The organism is Corynebacterium sphenisci DSM 44792 (assembly GCF_001941505.1).
GTDB classification, from domain to species: domain Bacteria; phylum Actinomycetota; class Actinomycetes; order Mycobacteriales; family Mycobacteriaceae; genus Corynebacterium; species Corynebacterium sphenisci.
In genome coordinates this window covers 812,676-825,909 of record NZ_CP009248.1, presented here as the reverse complement: position 1 = coordinate 825,909, position 13,234 = coordinate 812,676, and the positions used below count along the sequence as shown (strand labels likewise).

Below are 13,234 nucleotides of genomic sequence, written 5' to 3'. Positions count from 1 at the left end.
TCCCGGCCGACCCCCGCGGCGGGGATCCTCCCCCGCCGCGGGGTCGGCCCGCTCAGCCGGGCCGCACGATCCACCCGGCCAGGCCCACCGGGTCATGGGCGGCGATATGCGCGTCCTCCTGGGCGGCCCACATCGCCCAGTGCCCGGCGAAGTGCTCGTCGCGGGCCATCGCCCGGGCGTGCCGGGTGGCCGCGTCCAGCTCCACCCAGATCGGCCAGACCTCCCCGAAGCGCCGTGCGGCGGCGATGTTCGCCGCGGTCACCGCCCCGCAGCCCTCGATGATGAGCGGCCGGGCCGGATCCAGGTCCACCCACCCCGCCCAGTCCCCGGCGAAATCGCGGGCGAACCAGTCCCAGCGCCGGAACCCGGGCCGCGCCGGGTCCAGCATGTCCGCGGCCACGGCGGCGCTGCCCGCGGCCAGTCCACCCCAGCCCGGGTAGGCGTCCTCCAGATGGGCCACCGGCCAGCCCAGCGCCGCGCCCATCCGGCGGGCCCAGGTGGTCTTGCCCGCCCCGGACCGGCCGTCGACCAGCCAGATCATGGACCGTCCGCGGTCCGGCCGGTGGCTCATGCGCCCAGCAGGCGGAAGGCCCCGAGGGCCACCGCCGCCCAGATCGAGGCCGCCGCGACACCGGCGCAGACCACCAGCAGCGCCGCATCCCGGGCGCCCACCGTGGAGGGCCGGAACCAGGTGCGCGGGCCGGGTGCGCCGAAACCGCGGGCCTCCATCGCGGTGGCCAGTTTGGTGCCCCGGCGCAGGGAGAGCACCAGCAGGGCGAAGACCTGGTTGAGCACCCGCCGCAGCCGCCCGGCGTCGCCGAGGCCCCGGGCCCGCCGGGCCCGGCCGAGGGCGTGCCAGTCGTCGAGGAAGAGGCCGATCAGGCGCACCCCGGCCACCGCGGCGAGCACGAACCGGGCGGGCAGCCGCAGCACCTGGGCCAGGCCCGCGCCCACCTCGGTGGGATCCACCCCCACGGTGAGCACCACCACCGGCAACCCGATGGCCAGCACCCGGAGGAAAATCGCGGCCGCCAGGTGCAGCGAGTTGTCGGTGACCCGGATGAGCAGCAGGCTGAAGTGCTCCGCCCCGCCGGGGCTGCCGTAGAGCGCCATCGAGATGGCGGTCACCGGGGCGGCGGCGAGCACCGGCCAGCCGCGGCGGAGCAGCCGCACCGGGCCCACCCCGCACAGCGGGGCGGCGACCAGGGTGCAGCCCAGGGCGACCAGGGCCGAGACGATGTCGATGGAGAGCAGCAGCGGGGTGGTCAGCAGGATCAGCCCGGCCACCCGGGTCACCGGGTTGATCCCGGCGAGGATCCCGCCGGCGGGGCGGGCGGGCGCGGCTGCGCCGGGGGCGCTCATGCCGCCGCCCCGATCGCCGGCCGGCCCACCCCGGCCAGATCCAGCACCCGGTCGCCCAGGGCGGTCACCAGCAGCGGATCGTGGGTGATGGAGACCACCGCCACGCCCTCCTCGGCGAGTTCGCGCAGCAGCGCGGCGAGTTCCGCGAAGGTGCGCCGGTCCTGGCCGAAGGTGGGTTCGTCGAGCAGCACCACCTTCGGGGCGCAGGCCAGCACCGTGGCCACGGACAGCCGGCGCTTCTCCCCGCCGGAGAGGGTGAACGGGTTCGCCGCGGCGAGGTGGTCCAGCCGCAGCCGGGCCAGCAGCTCCTCCGCCCGGTCCGCGGCGACCCGTTCCGGCAGGCCCAGCAGCCGCGGGGAGAGCCGCAGCTCCTCGGCCACCGTGCCGGTGACGAACTGGTGCTCGGGGGCCTGGAAGACGGTGCCGATCCGCCCGGCCAGGGCGCGGGAGGACCAGTGCCCGGGCCGCCGCTCGGGACCGGTTCCCCGGCCCCGGCGGGCCCATGGTCCGCGGCGGCGGCGGGGCGCGGCCCCGGCGGCGAGCCCGGGGGCGGCGAGCACCCGCCCGCCGAGCGGCTCCAGCAGGCCGCCGAGGGTGAGCGCCAGGGTGGATTTGCCCACCCCGTTGGGGCCGGTGACGCAGGTCGCGGCACCGGCCGGGATGGCCAGGTCGATGCCGGTGCGCACCGGCTGGGCGAGGCCCTCCACCCGGTGCCCGACGGTCAGGTCCTCGGCGACCAGGGCCGCCTCGGCGTCGGCGGGCGCGGGCCGGGCCGCGCCGATCGCCGGGGGCGGTCCGGGCACCCACACCCCGGCGGCGCGCAGCCGGTCGCCGTGCTCGGCGAGCACCCGCGCCGGCGGCCCGTCGGCGTCGATCCCGCCGGCGCCGACCACGATCACCCGGTCCACCACGTCCATCCACGCCGCCACCCGGTGCTCCACCACGATGAGGGTGGCCCCGGTGGCGTCCGCGGCGCGGATCACCGCGTCCCGCAGCGCGGGCACCGCGGCCGGGTCGATGTTCGCGGTCGGCTCGTCCAGGGCGATGATCCGCGCCCCCATGGCGAGCACCCCGGCCAGCGCCAGGCGCTGCTTCTGGCCCCCGGACAGCCGGGTGGTGGGGTGCTCCCCGGGCAGGCGCAGGCCCACCAGCTCGAGGCAGGCGCCGATCCGGCGGCCGATTTCGGCCCGGTCCACGCCGAGGTTCTCCGCCCCGAAGGCCACGTCATCGGCGACCCGGGCGGAGATGACCTGCGAGTCGGGGTCCTGCAGCACCAGGCCCACCTCCCCGCGGGCGGCGTCCGCCGGGGCCCCGAAAACCCGCAGCTCCCCGGTGGCCTCGCCCTCGTCGGCGCCGCCGAGCACCCCGGCGATCGCGGCGAGCAGGGTCGATTTGCCCGCGCCGGAGGCGCCGAGCACCAGCACCCGCTCCCCGGGTTCGATGGTGAGATCCACCTCCCGCAGCACCGGCGCGGCGCGGCCGGCGTGCCGCCAGCCGAACCCGCGGGCGGCCACCGCCGGGGGGCCGCTCACACCAGCTCCCGGGCTTCCCGGCCGGCGGCGAAGCGGTCCAGGGCCCCGGTGCGGGCCAGCGCCCGGGTCAGGCCCAGGCCGAGCAGCCCGGCGAGCACCGCCCCGGACAGCAGCACGCAGGCGCCGTAAATCAGGTTGAACTCCAGGGATTTGGCGAGGTTGCCGGAGGTGAACAGCTCCAGGATGATCGCGCCCACCCCGGCGCCGGCCCCGGTGGCCAGCGCCGCGGCGAGGCCGAAACGGCGGTAGAGCAGGATCGCGAGCACCAGTTCCGCGCCGAGGCCCTGGGCCAGCCCCGAATAGAGCACCGAGATGCCCCACTGGTTGCCGACCGCCGCGGAGACGCCCGCGGCGAGCACCTCCACGAACAGGGCGGCGCCGGGTTTGCGGATGATCAGCCCGCCGAGGGTGCCGCCGAGCAGCCAGACGCCGATGAACAGCCCGCCCAAACCGGGGGTGAAGGCGTCGAGGAAACCGTAGCCGGCGCCGCCGATGAGGTTCCAGGCGACGAAGACCACGCCCACGGCGACGCCGAGCACGGCGGCGGTGACGATGTCCACGATCCGCCAGCGCAGCCGCGGCGGCGCCCCCCGCCGGGCACCGGGGTCCGGGGGCGCGGCCGTGGTCCGCGGGTCGGGTCCGGCCAGGCCGGCCCCGTGGTGGTGTTCGATGTTCATCCGCTGTGTCCTCCAGGGTCGTCTTCTCGTGGAGGCACGGCCGCCGCGGCACCGCGCCCCGCGCCCGCCGCGCGACCCGGGGGTCCGCGGCCGGGCCCGCGGGGGCGGGCCGGTTGCTCCCTGCGCCGGCATTACCCGGATCAGGTTCGACGGTCGAGGGCGGTACGCGCCCTCCTCTCAGCCCCGGCTCCCCGGGGCTCCCGTGCACTGGGCCCGAACCTACCGCATCGGCGCCCGGGGCGCGCGGCGGCCGCCCCGGCGCGCGCGGCCGGCCGCGCCCGCTCCCCCGCCGGCCGCCCCCGCCCGGCGCGGGCCCGGCGGACTAATAGAGTCTGGAGGCCATGAGCGATGCACCGCAGCCCGGCGTCCCCGCCGCCGACGACCCGCAGCTGGCCGCCGCCGCCCGGATCGCCCAGCGCGAGGCCCGGCCCACCCGCGCCCAGTGGCTCGGCGGGATCGCCGTGATCATCGCCCTGCAGACCCTGGGCCGGATCTGGGTGCTCGCCGGGCGCACCTTCTACTGGGACGACTTCATCATCGTCGCCGGCGGGCACGACCACCCCTGGTGGTCGCCCTCCTTCTGGGCGCAGCCCCATGACGGGCATTTCGCGCCCCTGGCCTTCCTGCTGCAGGCCGCGGTGAACGCGCTGGCGCCCTGGCAGTGGTGGCTGCCGGCGACGCTGATGGTGCTCGGCCAGGTGGCGGTGTCGCTGATGGTGGCCCGGGCGGTGCACGCCATCGCCGGGCGCAGCTGGCAGGGCCTGGCCACCGCGGCGATCATCTGCTGGACCCCGCTGACCCTGCCCGGGGCGACCTGGTGGTCGGCGGCGGCGAACGCGCTGCCGATGCAGGCGGCCCTGGCCTGGTGGGTGGCCCTGGGGGTGCGCGCCACGGTGCGCCACGATCCGGCGGCGACCTCGCCGCGGATGGTCGCCCGGGCCACCGCGGTGCTGCTGGTGGCGCTGGCCTTCTTCGAGAAGTCCCTGGCGATCGTGCCGGTGGCCGGGGCGATCGCCGCCTCGGTGGCCTACCTGGAGCGGCGCCGGGTGCGCCCGGCCTGGCGGCGCGGCCGGCCGCTGTGGCTGCCCGGGCTGGCGGTCACCGTCGCCTGGGGGGTGCTCTACCTGGTGATCGCCGCCCGGGACGCCCGGGAGGCCTCCGGGGAGCCCCGGATCGAGCTGGTGCTCTCCGGGCTGGGCCAGGTGCTCGCCGCCCTGGCCGGCGGGCCCTGGCAGTGGCAGCGCTGGGCGCCCGGGCAGGCCTGGGCGGACGCCCCGGCGGCGCTGGTCACCACCGGGGCGGTGCTGGTGCTGCTCTCCGCTGCGGTGGCGATCCACCGGGACTGGCGGGCCTGGGCGCCGCTGGCGGCCGGGTTCGGCTACCTGATGGTCGTGCTCGCCGCGATGACCTGGGTGCGCTCCGGGGAGGGCACCGCCGCCGAGCTGGCGAAGACCCTGCACTACTACGGGGACGCGGCGATGGTGATCGGCTTCGCCCTGGCGGCGGCCTGGTCGGACCGGGTGCATCCGCTGCCGCGGCGCTCCCGCTACCTGGTGCTCGCCCTGGGCGCGCTGCTCGCGGCCTCCTCCCTGGCCTCGGTGGCCGGCTATCGGCAGGCCTGGTCCGATGACGTCACCGGGGACTGGCTGGCCACCACCCGGGCGGGCCTCGCCGCGGCGGACCCGGCCACCCCGGTGCTCAACCAGGCGGTGCCCCTGGAGGTGCTGCTGCCGGTGGTGCAGCCGCGCAACACCTACCACTGGGTGTTCTCCGATCTGCGGGACCGGCCGCCCTTCGGCCGGTGGACCGACCGGCCGCGGATGTTCGACGTCACCGGGCGGCTCATCGACGCCGAGGTCACCCCGGTGGCCCGGCTGCGCGCCGACGGGGGCTGCGCCACCGCGCTCACCGTCGGCCCGGACGGCACCGGCGCCCTGGACGTGGGCCTGGACGAGATCATCACCATCGACGACTGGGTGGTGGAGTTCAACGCGATGGCCTCCTCCCCGATGGAGGTGCGCCTGGCGCTGCCGAACCCCTTCCAGGACGTCGACCAGACCTACGCCGCCTCCACGGTGGTGCCGGTGGGCGCCGAACCGCGCCGGCTGTGGGCCACCGTCGGCGGCGGCGGCAACATCCTGCGGGTGGTGGTGCGCGACGCCGACCCGGGCGCGGAGCTGTGCATCGGCGCCGGCGGGGTGGGCCCGCTCACCCCGGCCGGCTGAGCCCGCGCCGCCGCGCCCCGCGGGCGCCGATCGGGGGGCGAATGCCCGCCGCTGCTGAAAATGTCCTAAGATTTCGGGAAACACGTCCTGTGTCGTCCGTGCCCTGAAGGAGTACTCATGCGCAACCGCCTCACCGGTGCCCTCGCCGCCGGCCTCATCGCCTCCGCCGCCCTCGTCGCCTGCTCGCCGCCCAATGAGCAGGACTCCGACGTGCAGGTCACCGACCAGGAGAACGCGGTGCGCACCTACGAGTCGGACGCCGGGGCCACCACCACCGAGACCGGCGCGGAGACCGACTCCGCCGGCTACGGCACCGCGCAGCAGTAGGGTCCCGCCCCACCCCCTCATCCCGCAGGCGCGACGGCGCCGGCCCGGGCCCGCCCCCATCGGGGCCGCCCCGGCCGGCGCCGTTCCCGTGTCCGCGGCCGGCTACAGCGGGTGCGCCCAGACCACCTCGGCGCCGTCCCGGATCTCGGCCCGGGGGGTGCCGGTGATGTCCAGGGTCACCTCCAGGGCCGCGGAGCCGTCCGCGGCGGCGGTGCGGTAGGTCATCGACTCATTGGCGATGCCGGTGACGGTGACCCGGGCGTCGGCCAGCCAGGGGTGCCGGCGGCGCAGCGCCACCAGCGACTGGTGCACCCGGTGCATGTCCGCGCCGAGCTCGGAGAGATCCTCCGGGGTGGGCGGGAACAGCGGCCGGATCTGGTCGTCGCCGCCGAAGCGCTCCTCCTTCACCCCGGTGTAGCCCTGCTCGTCGCCGTAGTAGATGAGCGGGATCCCGCCGACGGTGAACAGCACCACCGCGGCGAGCACCGCCTTGTCCGCGCCGACCTGGCTGGCGATCCGGGTGACGTCGTGGTTGCCGACGAAGGTCACCGGCCGGAAGGCGTCCTGGAAGCCGTCATGGCGGCCCAGGGTCCACTCCAGCTCGAAGAGGTTGGCCTCCTTCAGCGCCGACCAGGTGGCCTTCCACAGCTCGTACTCGGTGACCGAGTCCATGGTGGAGCGGGCCACGATGTCCACGTAGTCGCCGTGGATCACCTCCCCGTAGATGAAGGCGTGCGGGTGGGTCTCCCGCACCCGCGGCAGCACCCGGGCCCAGAAGGCCGGGTCCACCGCGTAGGCGGCGTCCAGCCGCCAGCCGTCGGCGCCGCGGTCCAGCCAGTGCCGCATCACCCCCACGACCAGCTCGGCGACCTCCTCGGCGCCGTGGTCGAGCTCCACCAGGGAGTCGTGGCCCTCGAACACCGCCGGGCGGGGCTCCCCGCCGGAGCGGTCCACCCGGATCAGCCGGGCGGCGGGGCAGTCCGGATCCGCCAGCGCCTCGGCGACCAGCGGATGCCGCGCGGAGACGTGGTTGAACACCCCGTCGAGCAGCACCTTGATGCCGCGCTCGTGGGCGGCGGCGATGAGCCGGTCGAAGGCGGCGTCATCGCCGAGGCGATCGTCGATCCGGCGGTAGTCCAGGGTGTCGTAGCCGTGCTCGACGGAGGCGAACACGGGGCCGAGCTGGAGCACGTTCAGGCCGAGCCGCTGCACGTAGTCCAGCCAGTCGGCGATGTGGTCCAGCCGGGTGCGCGCGGGCTCGGCGGCCGGGGCGTCGCCGGGGTGCACCGGGGCGCCGGTGAACCCCAGCGGGTACACGTGCCAGCCGATGGCGTGGGCGGTCCAGTCGGGGGCGGTCATCTGCTCTCCTCCTCTGCGGCCGGGGGCTGGGGGTCCGCGCCGCCGGGGCCGGCCGACGGGCGGGGCCGGGGGCGCTGCGCGCCGGCCCGGGACTCCGGGGTGCCGGGGCCGGGCCGCTGCGGCCCCGGGGGGATCGTTCCGGCCGCGGGCAGCCGGTCCGCGGCCTCGGGCATCGGCGGGGGCGGGGCCGCGCCCGGGGCCAGGGCGTCGAGGGCGATCTGCGCCTCCACCCGGACCCCGGAGATCATGGCCCGCTCCACCACGTCGAAGCGGCTGTTGTGCAGGAAGTGCGGATTGCCCACCTCGGGCCCGCCGCCGCCGAGGAACATGTAGCAGCCGGGCACCTCGCGGGAGAAGTAGGAGAAGTCGTCCGAGGGCGCCCAGGGCTCGGCCTCGAAGACCCGGTCCGCGCCGATGGCGCGCACCGCGGCATGCCAGGCCCGGTCCACGGCGAGATCGGCGTTGACCACCATGGGGTAGGGGATCTGCCAGTCGAACTGGGCCTGCGCCCCGTGGGCGTGGCAGACCCCGCCGACGATCCGCTCGATCCGGTGGCAGATCGCCTCCCAGTCCTTCTCGTCGACGCTGCGCATGGACACCTCCAGTTCGGCGGTGTCCGGGATCACGTTGCCGGCGGCGCCGGAGTGCAGGGAGCCGACGTTGACGATGTTCATGTTCTTCGGGTCGAGATCGCGGCTGACGATGGTGTTGAGCATGGTGGTGATCTCGGCGCCGATGAGCACCGGGTCCACGGTCAGCTGCGGGTTCGAGGAGTGCCCGCCGCGGCCGCGCACCGTGATGGACACGATCCCGGACATGGTGGACACCCGGCCCCGGCAGATCCCGACGTGGCCCACCGGGTGCGGGGCGACGTGGAAGGCGTAGACCTCGTCGAGGTCGTCGGCGACGCCGTGCGCGACGAGCTCCCGGGCGCCGCCGGGCAGCGCCTCCTCGGCGTGCTGGAAGATCAGGTGCACCCGCCCGTGCAGCCGGTCCCGGCGCTCCAGGAGCACCTTCGCGGCGCCGAGCAGGCAGGCCACGTGCACGTCATGGCCGCAGGCGTGCATCACCCCGTCCACCGCGGAGGCGAAGGGCAGCCCGGTCTCCTCCCGGATCGGCAACGCGTCGATGTCCGCCCGGTAGCCGATCTCCCGGCCGGTGGCCGGGTCCCCGGCGGTGCCCTCGATCACGCCGACCACGGAGGTGGGCGTGGGCCGGGTGTAGGGCACCGACCAGTCGGCGAGCAGCCCGGCGATGAAGTCGGCGGTGCCGTGCTCGGCGAAGGACAGCTCCGGGTGGGCGTGCAGATGCCGCCGCCAGGACACCACGTCCTCGAAGGGCACGTGCAGCCGGCCGGCGTCCTCGGCGGCCGCGGCGGGCTCGGCCGCCGGCGCGGGCGGGGGCGCGGCGGCCCGGGCGGTCTCGGCGGTCGGGGGCGCGGTATCGCTCATGGTCGCCAAGTCAACCCGGCCCGGGGCCGCTTCGCCAAGCCGGGCCCGCCCGCCGCGCCCGGCGGGGCGGGGCTCACCGGCCCGCCCACCAGGCCGCGAGCACCGCGGTGAGCAGCCAGGGATCCCGGGCGCCGGTGAGCTCCCGGGCGGAGTGCATGGACAGCATCGGGGCGCCGACGTCGACCACCCGGATGCCCAGCCGGGTGGCGGTGAGCGGGCCGATGGTGGAGCCGCAGGGCTTGTGGTTGGCGGAGACGAAGGCCTGTTCGGCGATCTCCGCGCCGGTGGCCTCCCGGGCGGCGTCGACCAGCCGGGCCCACAGCGCCTGGCCGACCGCGTCGGTGGCGTAGCGCCGGTTGGCGTTGACCTTCAGCACCGGGCCGGCGTTGAGCATCGGCCGGTGCCCGGGCTCGTGCTCCTCCGGGTAGTTGGGGTGCACCCCATGCGCCCCGTCGGCGGAGATGCAGGTGGACCGGGCCAGGGCCAGGTGCCGGTCCGGGCCGGCGACGCCGGCGGCGGCGAGGATCCGGTCGGCGAGCTCGGCGAGCATCGGCCCGGCCGCCCCGGTGGCCGTCGCCGAGCCGACCTCCTCGTGATCGTTGGCGATGAACAGCGGGATGAACGCCTCCCCCGCCCGGTCCGCCGGCTGCCCGCCCGCGGCGAGCAGGTCCTCCAGGGCGATCAGCGCCGCGTGCACGCTGAGCAGGTTGTCCAGCCGGCCGCTGGCGAGGAACTCCCCGGCCAGGCCGAAGGTGCGCGGCGGCTGGGTGTCGGCGGTGATGAGCTCCCAGCCGGCGAGGTCGCCCCGGTCGATGCCCGCGGCCGCGGCGAGGTGCCCGCGCAGGTCCCCGCCGATGCCCAGCAGCGGCGGGGTGTGCCGCTGCCGGTCCAGGCGCAGCCCCTCCTGGCCGATCTCCCGGTGCAGGTGGATGGCCAGCTGCGGGATCCGGGCCACCGGCCCGGTGCGCACCAGGTGCACCCCGCCGCGGCGGTCCGCGACCCGGCCGGCGAACTCCACCTCCCGGTCCAGCCAGGAGTTCAGCAGCGCCCCGCCGTAGACCTCCACCCGGGCCCGGGCGTAGCCGGCGGACTCGTCCTGCGGATCCGGTTTCAGGGTGAACCCGGGCGAGTCGGTGTGCGCCCCGATGATCCGCAGCGCCGGCGGGCGGCCGGCCCCGGCGGCGTCGGGCAGCACCCAGGCGGCGACCGCCCCGTCGCGCACCAGCACGTAGCCGCCCGGTTCGGCGGGCAGCGGCCGGGTGCCGTCGACCCGGCGGGCCCCGGCGGCGACCAGCCGGCGGGCGACCTCCTCGGCGGCGTGGAAGGGGGAGGGCGCGGCCTGCACGAACCCGATCAGGTCCTGCAGCTGCGCGGCGGCGTCGCGGCGGGGCTGGTTCATGGTCTCCATGGTGGCAAAAACCGCGGGACCGCGTCGCCCGGTAGCCTGCGGTGCATGAGCAACCGGCATTTCCTGCCCGATGTCGCCCTGGTCCTGGAGGGCGGCGGCATGCGCGCGGCCTACACCTCCGCCTGCGTGGACCGCCTGATCGCCGAGGGCCTGGACTTCGGCTGGGTGGGCGGGATCTCCGCCGGGGCCTCGTTGAGCGTCAACTACCTCTCCCGGGATCGGCCGCGCACCCGGGAGTCCTTCGTGGACATGTCCGCCGACGGCCGCTACGGCGGCTGGGGCACCTGGTTGCGCGGCCGCGGCTTCTTCGACTCGGAGTTCATCTACGAGACCGCGCCGCTGCCCGACGGGCCCGCCCCCTACGATTTCGAGGCCTTCCTGGCGCATCCGGCGCGGCTGCGCATCCCCGCGGTGCGCGAAGACACCGGGGAGCAGGTGGTCTGGGGCCGGGAGGACATCTCCGGGATGGGCGATCTGATGCGCCGGGTGCGGGCGACCTCCACCATGCCCTGGTTCATGGTGCCCCCGGAGATCGACGGGGTGCGCTACGTCGACGGGGCGCTGGGCCCCTCCGGCGGGATCCCCCTGGATCTGGCGGAGGCGGACGGGTTCCGCCGCTTCCTGGTGCTGTCCACCCGCACCCGGGACTACCGCAAGGAGGAGGTCACCCGGCCGAACCTGCTGCGCCGGGCCTTTCCGCGCACCCCGGCGGTGGCGGAGGCGCTGATCGCCCGCCCGGCGCGCTACAACGCGATGAAGGACCGGCTGCTGGAGCTGGAGCGGGAGGGCCGGGCGATGCTGTTCTTCCCCGAGGAGATGGACCTGTCCAACCGGGAGCGCCGGGTGCCGCGGCTGCGCGCCGCCTTCGCCGCGGGCGCGGCCCAGACCGAGCGGGAGCTGCCCGCCTGGCGGGAGTTCCTCGGCCTGGACGGCGCCTGAGCCGCCGCACCGCCCGCACCGCCGCCCGGTGGTGCGGGCGGCGCCGATCCCGGCCGCCGATGGACGGGGCGCATGTGGCGGATGGGGCGAGATGACACCCGCCGTGACCTTCCGGTGACCTCCCCCGGCCCCCGGCACCGGGGCCGAGGACAAACGGGCAGGACGGGCATCGCGGCCCGATGACCCTTGGACGACCCGCCTGAATGTCCGTTTCACCCCCGCAAATCACCCCCGTTTTTACCCCATCGAGCCGTAAATCACCCCCATCGGTGGTTTTTTTCGCGTTTCGGCTTTCCCGGCCCGATAACGGCCTTGTAACGTGCCGGTGGTCCACGGGCGGGTCAGCCGATCCCCCGCATCCGAAGCACCGATCACCCCTGGAGCAGATATGAGCGCACCCACGGCAGCCCCGCCGCAGGACAACCTCCTCGCCTCGCCCCGCGAGCGCAAGAAGGTCCTCACCGGCACCCTGGTGGGCACCACCATCGAGATGTACGACTTCCTCATCTACGCGCAGGCCGCCGGCCTGGTGCTGGCCCCGCTCTTCCTGGAGCCGGTCAGCGAGGAGTCCCCGGTGCTCGCCCGGATCATCGCCTGGGCCTCCATCGGCATCAGCTTCCTCTTCCGCCCCCTGGGCGCCATCGTCGGCGGCCACGTCGGCGACCGCTACGGCCGCAAGATGGTCCTGGTGTTCTCCCTGCTCGGCATGGGGCTGGCCACGATGCTGATCGGCGTGCTGCCCACCTACGCCACCGCCGGCGCCATCGCCCCGGTGCTGCTCATCACCCTGCGCATCTGCCAAGGCATCTTCGCCGGCTCCGAATGGGGCGGCGCGGCCCTGATGAGCGTCGAGCACGCGCCGAAGGAGAAGCGCGGCCTCTACGGCTCCTTCCCGCAGCTGGGCGTGCCGCTGGGCCTGTTCCTGGCCACCTCCGCCTCCCTGAGCGTGCTCTACTTCACCGGCAAGGATGCCTACCTGGAGTGGGGCTGGCGCCTGGTCTTCCTCTTCTCCATCGTGCTGGTCTTCGTCGGCTACCTGATCCGGCGCAGCGTCGACGAGTCCCCGGTCTTCCAGGCCATGAAGGAGGACTCCGCCGAGCGCACCGCGCCGCTGCCGGACCTGTTCCGCAACCACTGGAAGCCGGTGATCAAGGCCATCTTCATCTTCGCCGGCAACAACGCCTGCGGCTACATGGTGATCGCCTTCTTCCCCTCCTACGCCATCAAGACCCTCGACATGGACCAGGGCAACATCATGCGCGCCACCCTGGTCGCCGCCGTGGCCTGGACCATCTTCACCCTGTGGTCCGGCATCCTCTCCGACCGCTTCGGCCGGGTGCAGGTGTTCATCGTCGGCTTCATCCTGCAGGCCGCCTGGATCCTGGCCCTGTGGCCGCTGATCGAGGCCAAGGACATCTGGATGTACACCATCGCGGTGGTCGTGCTGACCTTCCCGCTGGCCCTGACCTACGGGCCGACCTCCTCCCTCTTCGCGGAGATGTTCCCCGCCGGGGTGCGCTTCTCCGGCGCCTCCATCGGCTACGCCATCGGCGCCATCGTCGGCGGCGCCTTCGCCCCGATGATCGCCGAGATCCTGGTCGACGGCACCGGCAAGGTGTGGACCATCGGCATCTACCTGGCGGCGATGACCGTGCCGGCCGTCATCTCCCTGGCCCTGCTGCCGCGGAACCTGCACGAGCGCAACCTGAACCACGCCTAGTCCCCCGCCCCGGCGCGCGCCCGCGCCCGCCGGGGCCCCGCGACGCCCCGTCCGCCGCCGCGCCCGCCCGGGCCGGCCGGCGGCCGGGGCGCCGTCCGTCGCCGGGGTGCGCGGGCGCCGCCCCGGCGTCCGATCCGGGTCCGCCGCGCGGCCGGTCCCGGCACCCCCGGGGGCCCACCGACCTGGGCAATCGCCGGTTTCCCGGTGGTGCAGGCTGTGAACGCCGCTAAAATC

11 protein-coding genes and 1 riboswitch are annotated in these 13,234 nt (G+C 75.5%); of the genes, 4 read left to right on the top strand and 7 right to left on the bottom strand.

Features of this window, described 5'->3' with window-relative positions; all coding sequences use genetic code 11:
• Window positions 1–52: 52 nt before the first annotated feature.
• From CSPHI_RS03750 to CSPHI_RS03735, 4 genes are read right to left on the bottom strand one after another with little or no spacing between them, the layout of a single operon-like run.
• Window positions 53–571, bottom strand: coding sequence for a nucleoside/nucleotide kinase family protein (locus CSPHI_RS03750; protein ID WP_245803345.1), 519 nt, complete (start codon window positions 569–571; stop codon window positions 53–55).
• On the bottom strand, window positions 568–1,362 hold the full coding sequence (locus CSPHI_RS03745; RefSeq protein WP_075691561.1) for an energy-coupling factor transporter transmembrane component T family protein: 795 nt from the start codon (window positions 1,360–1,362) through the stop codon (window positions 568–570). Before CSPHI_RS03745 ends, CSPHI_RS03750 begins: the two co-directional genes overlap by 4 nt.
• Window positions 1,359–2,894: an ABC transporter ATP-binding protein gene (locus CSPHI_RS03740; RefSeq protein ID WP_075691560.1), complete on the bottom strand. Its 1,536-nt coding sequence runs from the start codon at window positions 2,892–2,894 to the stop codon at window positions 1,359–1,361. Before CSPHI_RS03740 ends, CSPHI_RS03745 begins: the two co-directional genes overlap by 4 nt.
• Window positions 2,891–3,571, bottom strand: coding sequence for an ECF transporter S component (locus CSPHI_RS03735; RefSeq protein ID WP_084210224.1), 681 nt, complete (start codon window positions 3,569–3,571; stop codon window positions 2,891–2,893). Before CSPHI_RS03735 ends, CSPHI_RS03740 begins: the two co-directional genes overlap by 4 nt.
• 114 nt (window positions 3,572–3,685) lie before the next feature.
• Window positions 3,686–3,778, bottom strand: a riboswitch (TPP riboswitch).
• 134 nt (window positions 3,779–3,912) lie between these two features.
• On the opposite strand from CSPHI_RS03735, the gene CSPHI_RS03730 reads away from it, so the two are divergent.
• Complete coding sequence (locus CSPHI_RS03730) at window positions 3,913–5,796, top strand: DUF2339 domain-containing protein (RefSeq protein WP_075691559.1); 1,884 nt, start codon at window positions 3,913–3,915, stop codon at window positions 5,794–5,796.
• Between the two features lie 117 nt (window positions 5,797–5,913).
• Window positions 5,914–6,123, top strand: coding sequence for a hypothetical protein (locus tag CSPHI_RS03725; RefSeq protein WP_075691558.1), 210 nt, complete (start codon window positions 5,914–5,916; stop codon window positions 6,121–6,123).
• A gap of 102 nt (window positions 6,124–6,225) precedes the next feature.
• Here the strand turns inward: CSPHI_RS03725 and CSPHI_RS03720 are convergent, their stop codons facing one another.
• The 3 genes from CSPHI_RS03720 to CSPHI_RS03710 form a co-directional block, all read right to left on the bottom strand.
• The gene (locus CSPHI_RS03720) at window positions 6,226–7,482 is read right to left on the bottom strand and encodes an alpha-amylase family protein (protein WP_075691557.1); all 1,257 of its coding nucleotides are present in this window, start codon (window positions 7,480–7,482) and stop codon (window positions 6,226–6,228) included.
• On the bottom strand, window positions 7,479–8,933 hold the full coding sequence (locus CSPHI_RS03715) for a M20 metallopeptidase family protein (protein WP_084210223.1): 1,455 nt from the start codon (window positions 8,931–8,933) through the stop codon (window positions 7,479–7,481). The genes CSPHI_RS03720 and CSPHI_RS03715 overlap by 4 nt, the downstream gene beginning before the upstream one ends.
• A 73-nt stretch (window positions 8,934–9,006) precedes the next feature.
• On the bottom strand, window positions 9,007–10,332 hold the full coding sequence (locus CSPHI_RS03710) for a M18 family aminopeptidase (RefSeq protein WP_075691556.1): 1,326 nt from the start codon (window positions 10,330–10,332) through the stop codon (window positions 9,007–9,009).
• Between the two features lie 54 nt (window positions 10,333–10,386).
• On the opposite strand from CSPHI_RS03710, the gene CSPHI_RS03705 reads away from it, so the two are divergent.
• Both CSPHI_RS03705 and CSPHI_RS03700 read left to right on the top strand, forming a co-directional pair.
• Window positions 10,387–11,280 carry a patatin-like phospholipase family protein gene (locus tag CSPHI_RS03705; protein ID WP_075691555.1) on the top strand — a complete coding sequence of 298 codons (894 nt, stop codon included), beginning with the start codon at window positions 10,387–10,389 and terminating at the stop codon, window positions 11,278–11,280.
• Between the two features lie 388 nt (window positions 11,281–11,668).
• The gene (locus CSPHI_RS03700) at window positions 11,669–13,000 is read left to right on the top strand and encodes an MFS transporter (RefSeq protein WP_075691554.1); all 1,332 of its coding nucleotides are present in this window, start codon (window positions 11,669–11,671) and stop codon (window positions 12,998–13,000) included.
• The last annotated feature ends 234 nt before the right edge of the window (window positions 13,001–13,234 follow it).

Excerpts from the sequence above, each read along its gene's own strand:
- CSPHI_RS03750 (WP_245803345.1), bottom strand. The coding sequence starts at position 571 with ATGAGCCACCGGCCGGACCGCGGACGGTCCATGATCTGGCTGGTCGAC.
- CSPHI_RS03745 (WP_075691561.1), bottom strand. The coding sequence starts at position 1,362 with ATGAGCGCCCCCGGCGCAGCCGCGCCCGCCCGCCCCGCCGGCGGGATC.
- CSPHI_RS03735 (WP_084210224.1), bottom strand. The coding sequence starts at position 3,571 with ATGAACATCGAACACCACCACGGGGCCGGCCTGGCCGGACCCGACCCG.
- CSPHI_RS03730 (WP_075691559.1), top strand. The coding sequence starts at position 3,913 with ATGAGCGATGCACCGCAGCCCGGCGTCCCCGCCGCCGACGACCCGCAG.
- CSPHI_RS03725 (WP_075691558.1), top strand. The coding sequence starts at position 5,914 with ATGCGCAACCGCCTCACCGGTGCCCTCGCCGCCGGCCTCATCGCCTCC.
- CSPHI_RS03720 (WP_075691557.1), bottom strand. The coding sequence starts at position 7,482 with ATGACCGCCCCCGACTGGACCGCCCACGCCATCGGCTGGCACGTGTAC.
- CSPHI_RS03715 (WP_084210223.1), bottom strand. The coding sequence starts at position 8,933 with ATGAGCGATACCGCGCCCCCGACCGCCGAGACCGCCCGGGCCGCCGCG.
- CSPHI_RS03710 (WP_075691556.1), bottom strand. The coding sequence starts at position 10,332 with ATGAACCAGCCCCGCCGCGACGCCGCCGCGCAGCTGCAGGACCTGATC.
- CSPHI_RS03705 (WP_075691555.1), top strand. The coding sequence starts at position 10,387 with ATGAGCAACCGGCATTTCCTGCCCGATGTCGCCCTGGTCCTGGAGGGC.
- CSPHI_RS03700 (WP_075691554.1), top strand. The coding sequence starts at position 11,669 with ATGAGCGCACCCACGGCAGCCCCGCCGCAGGACAACCTCCTCGCCTCG.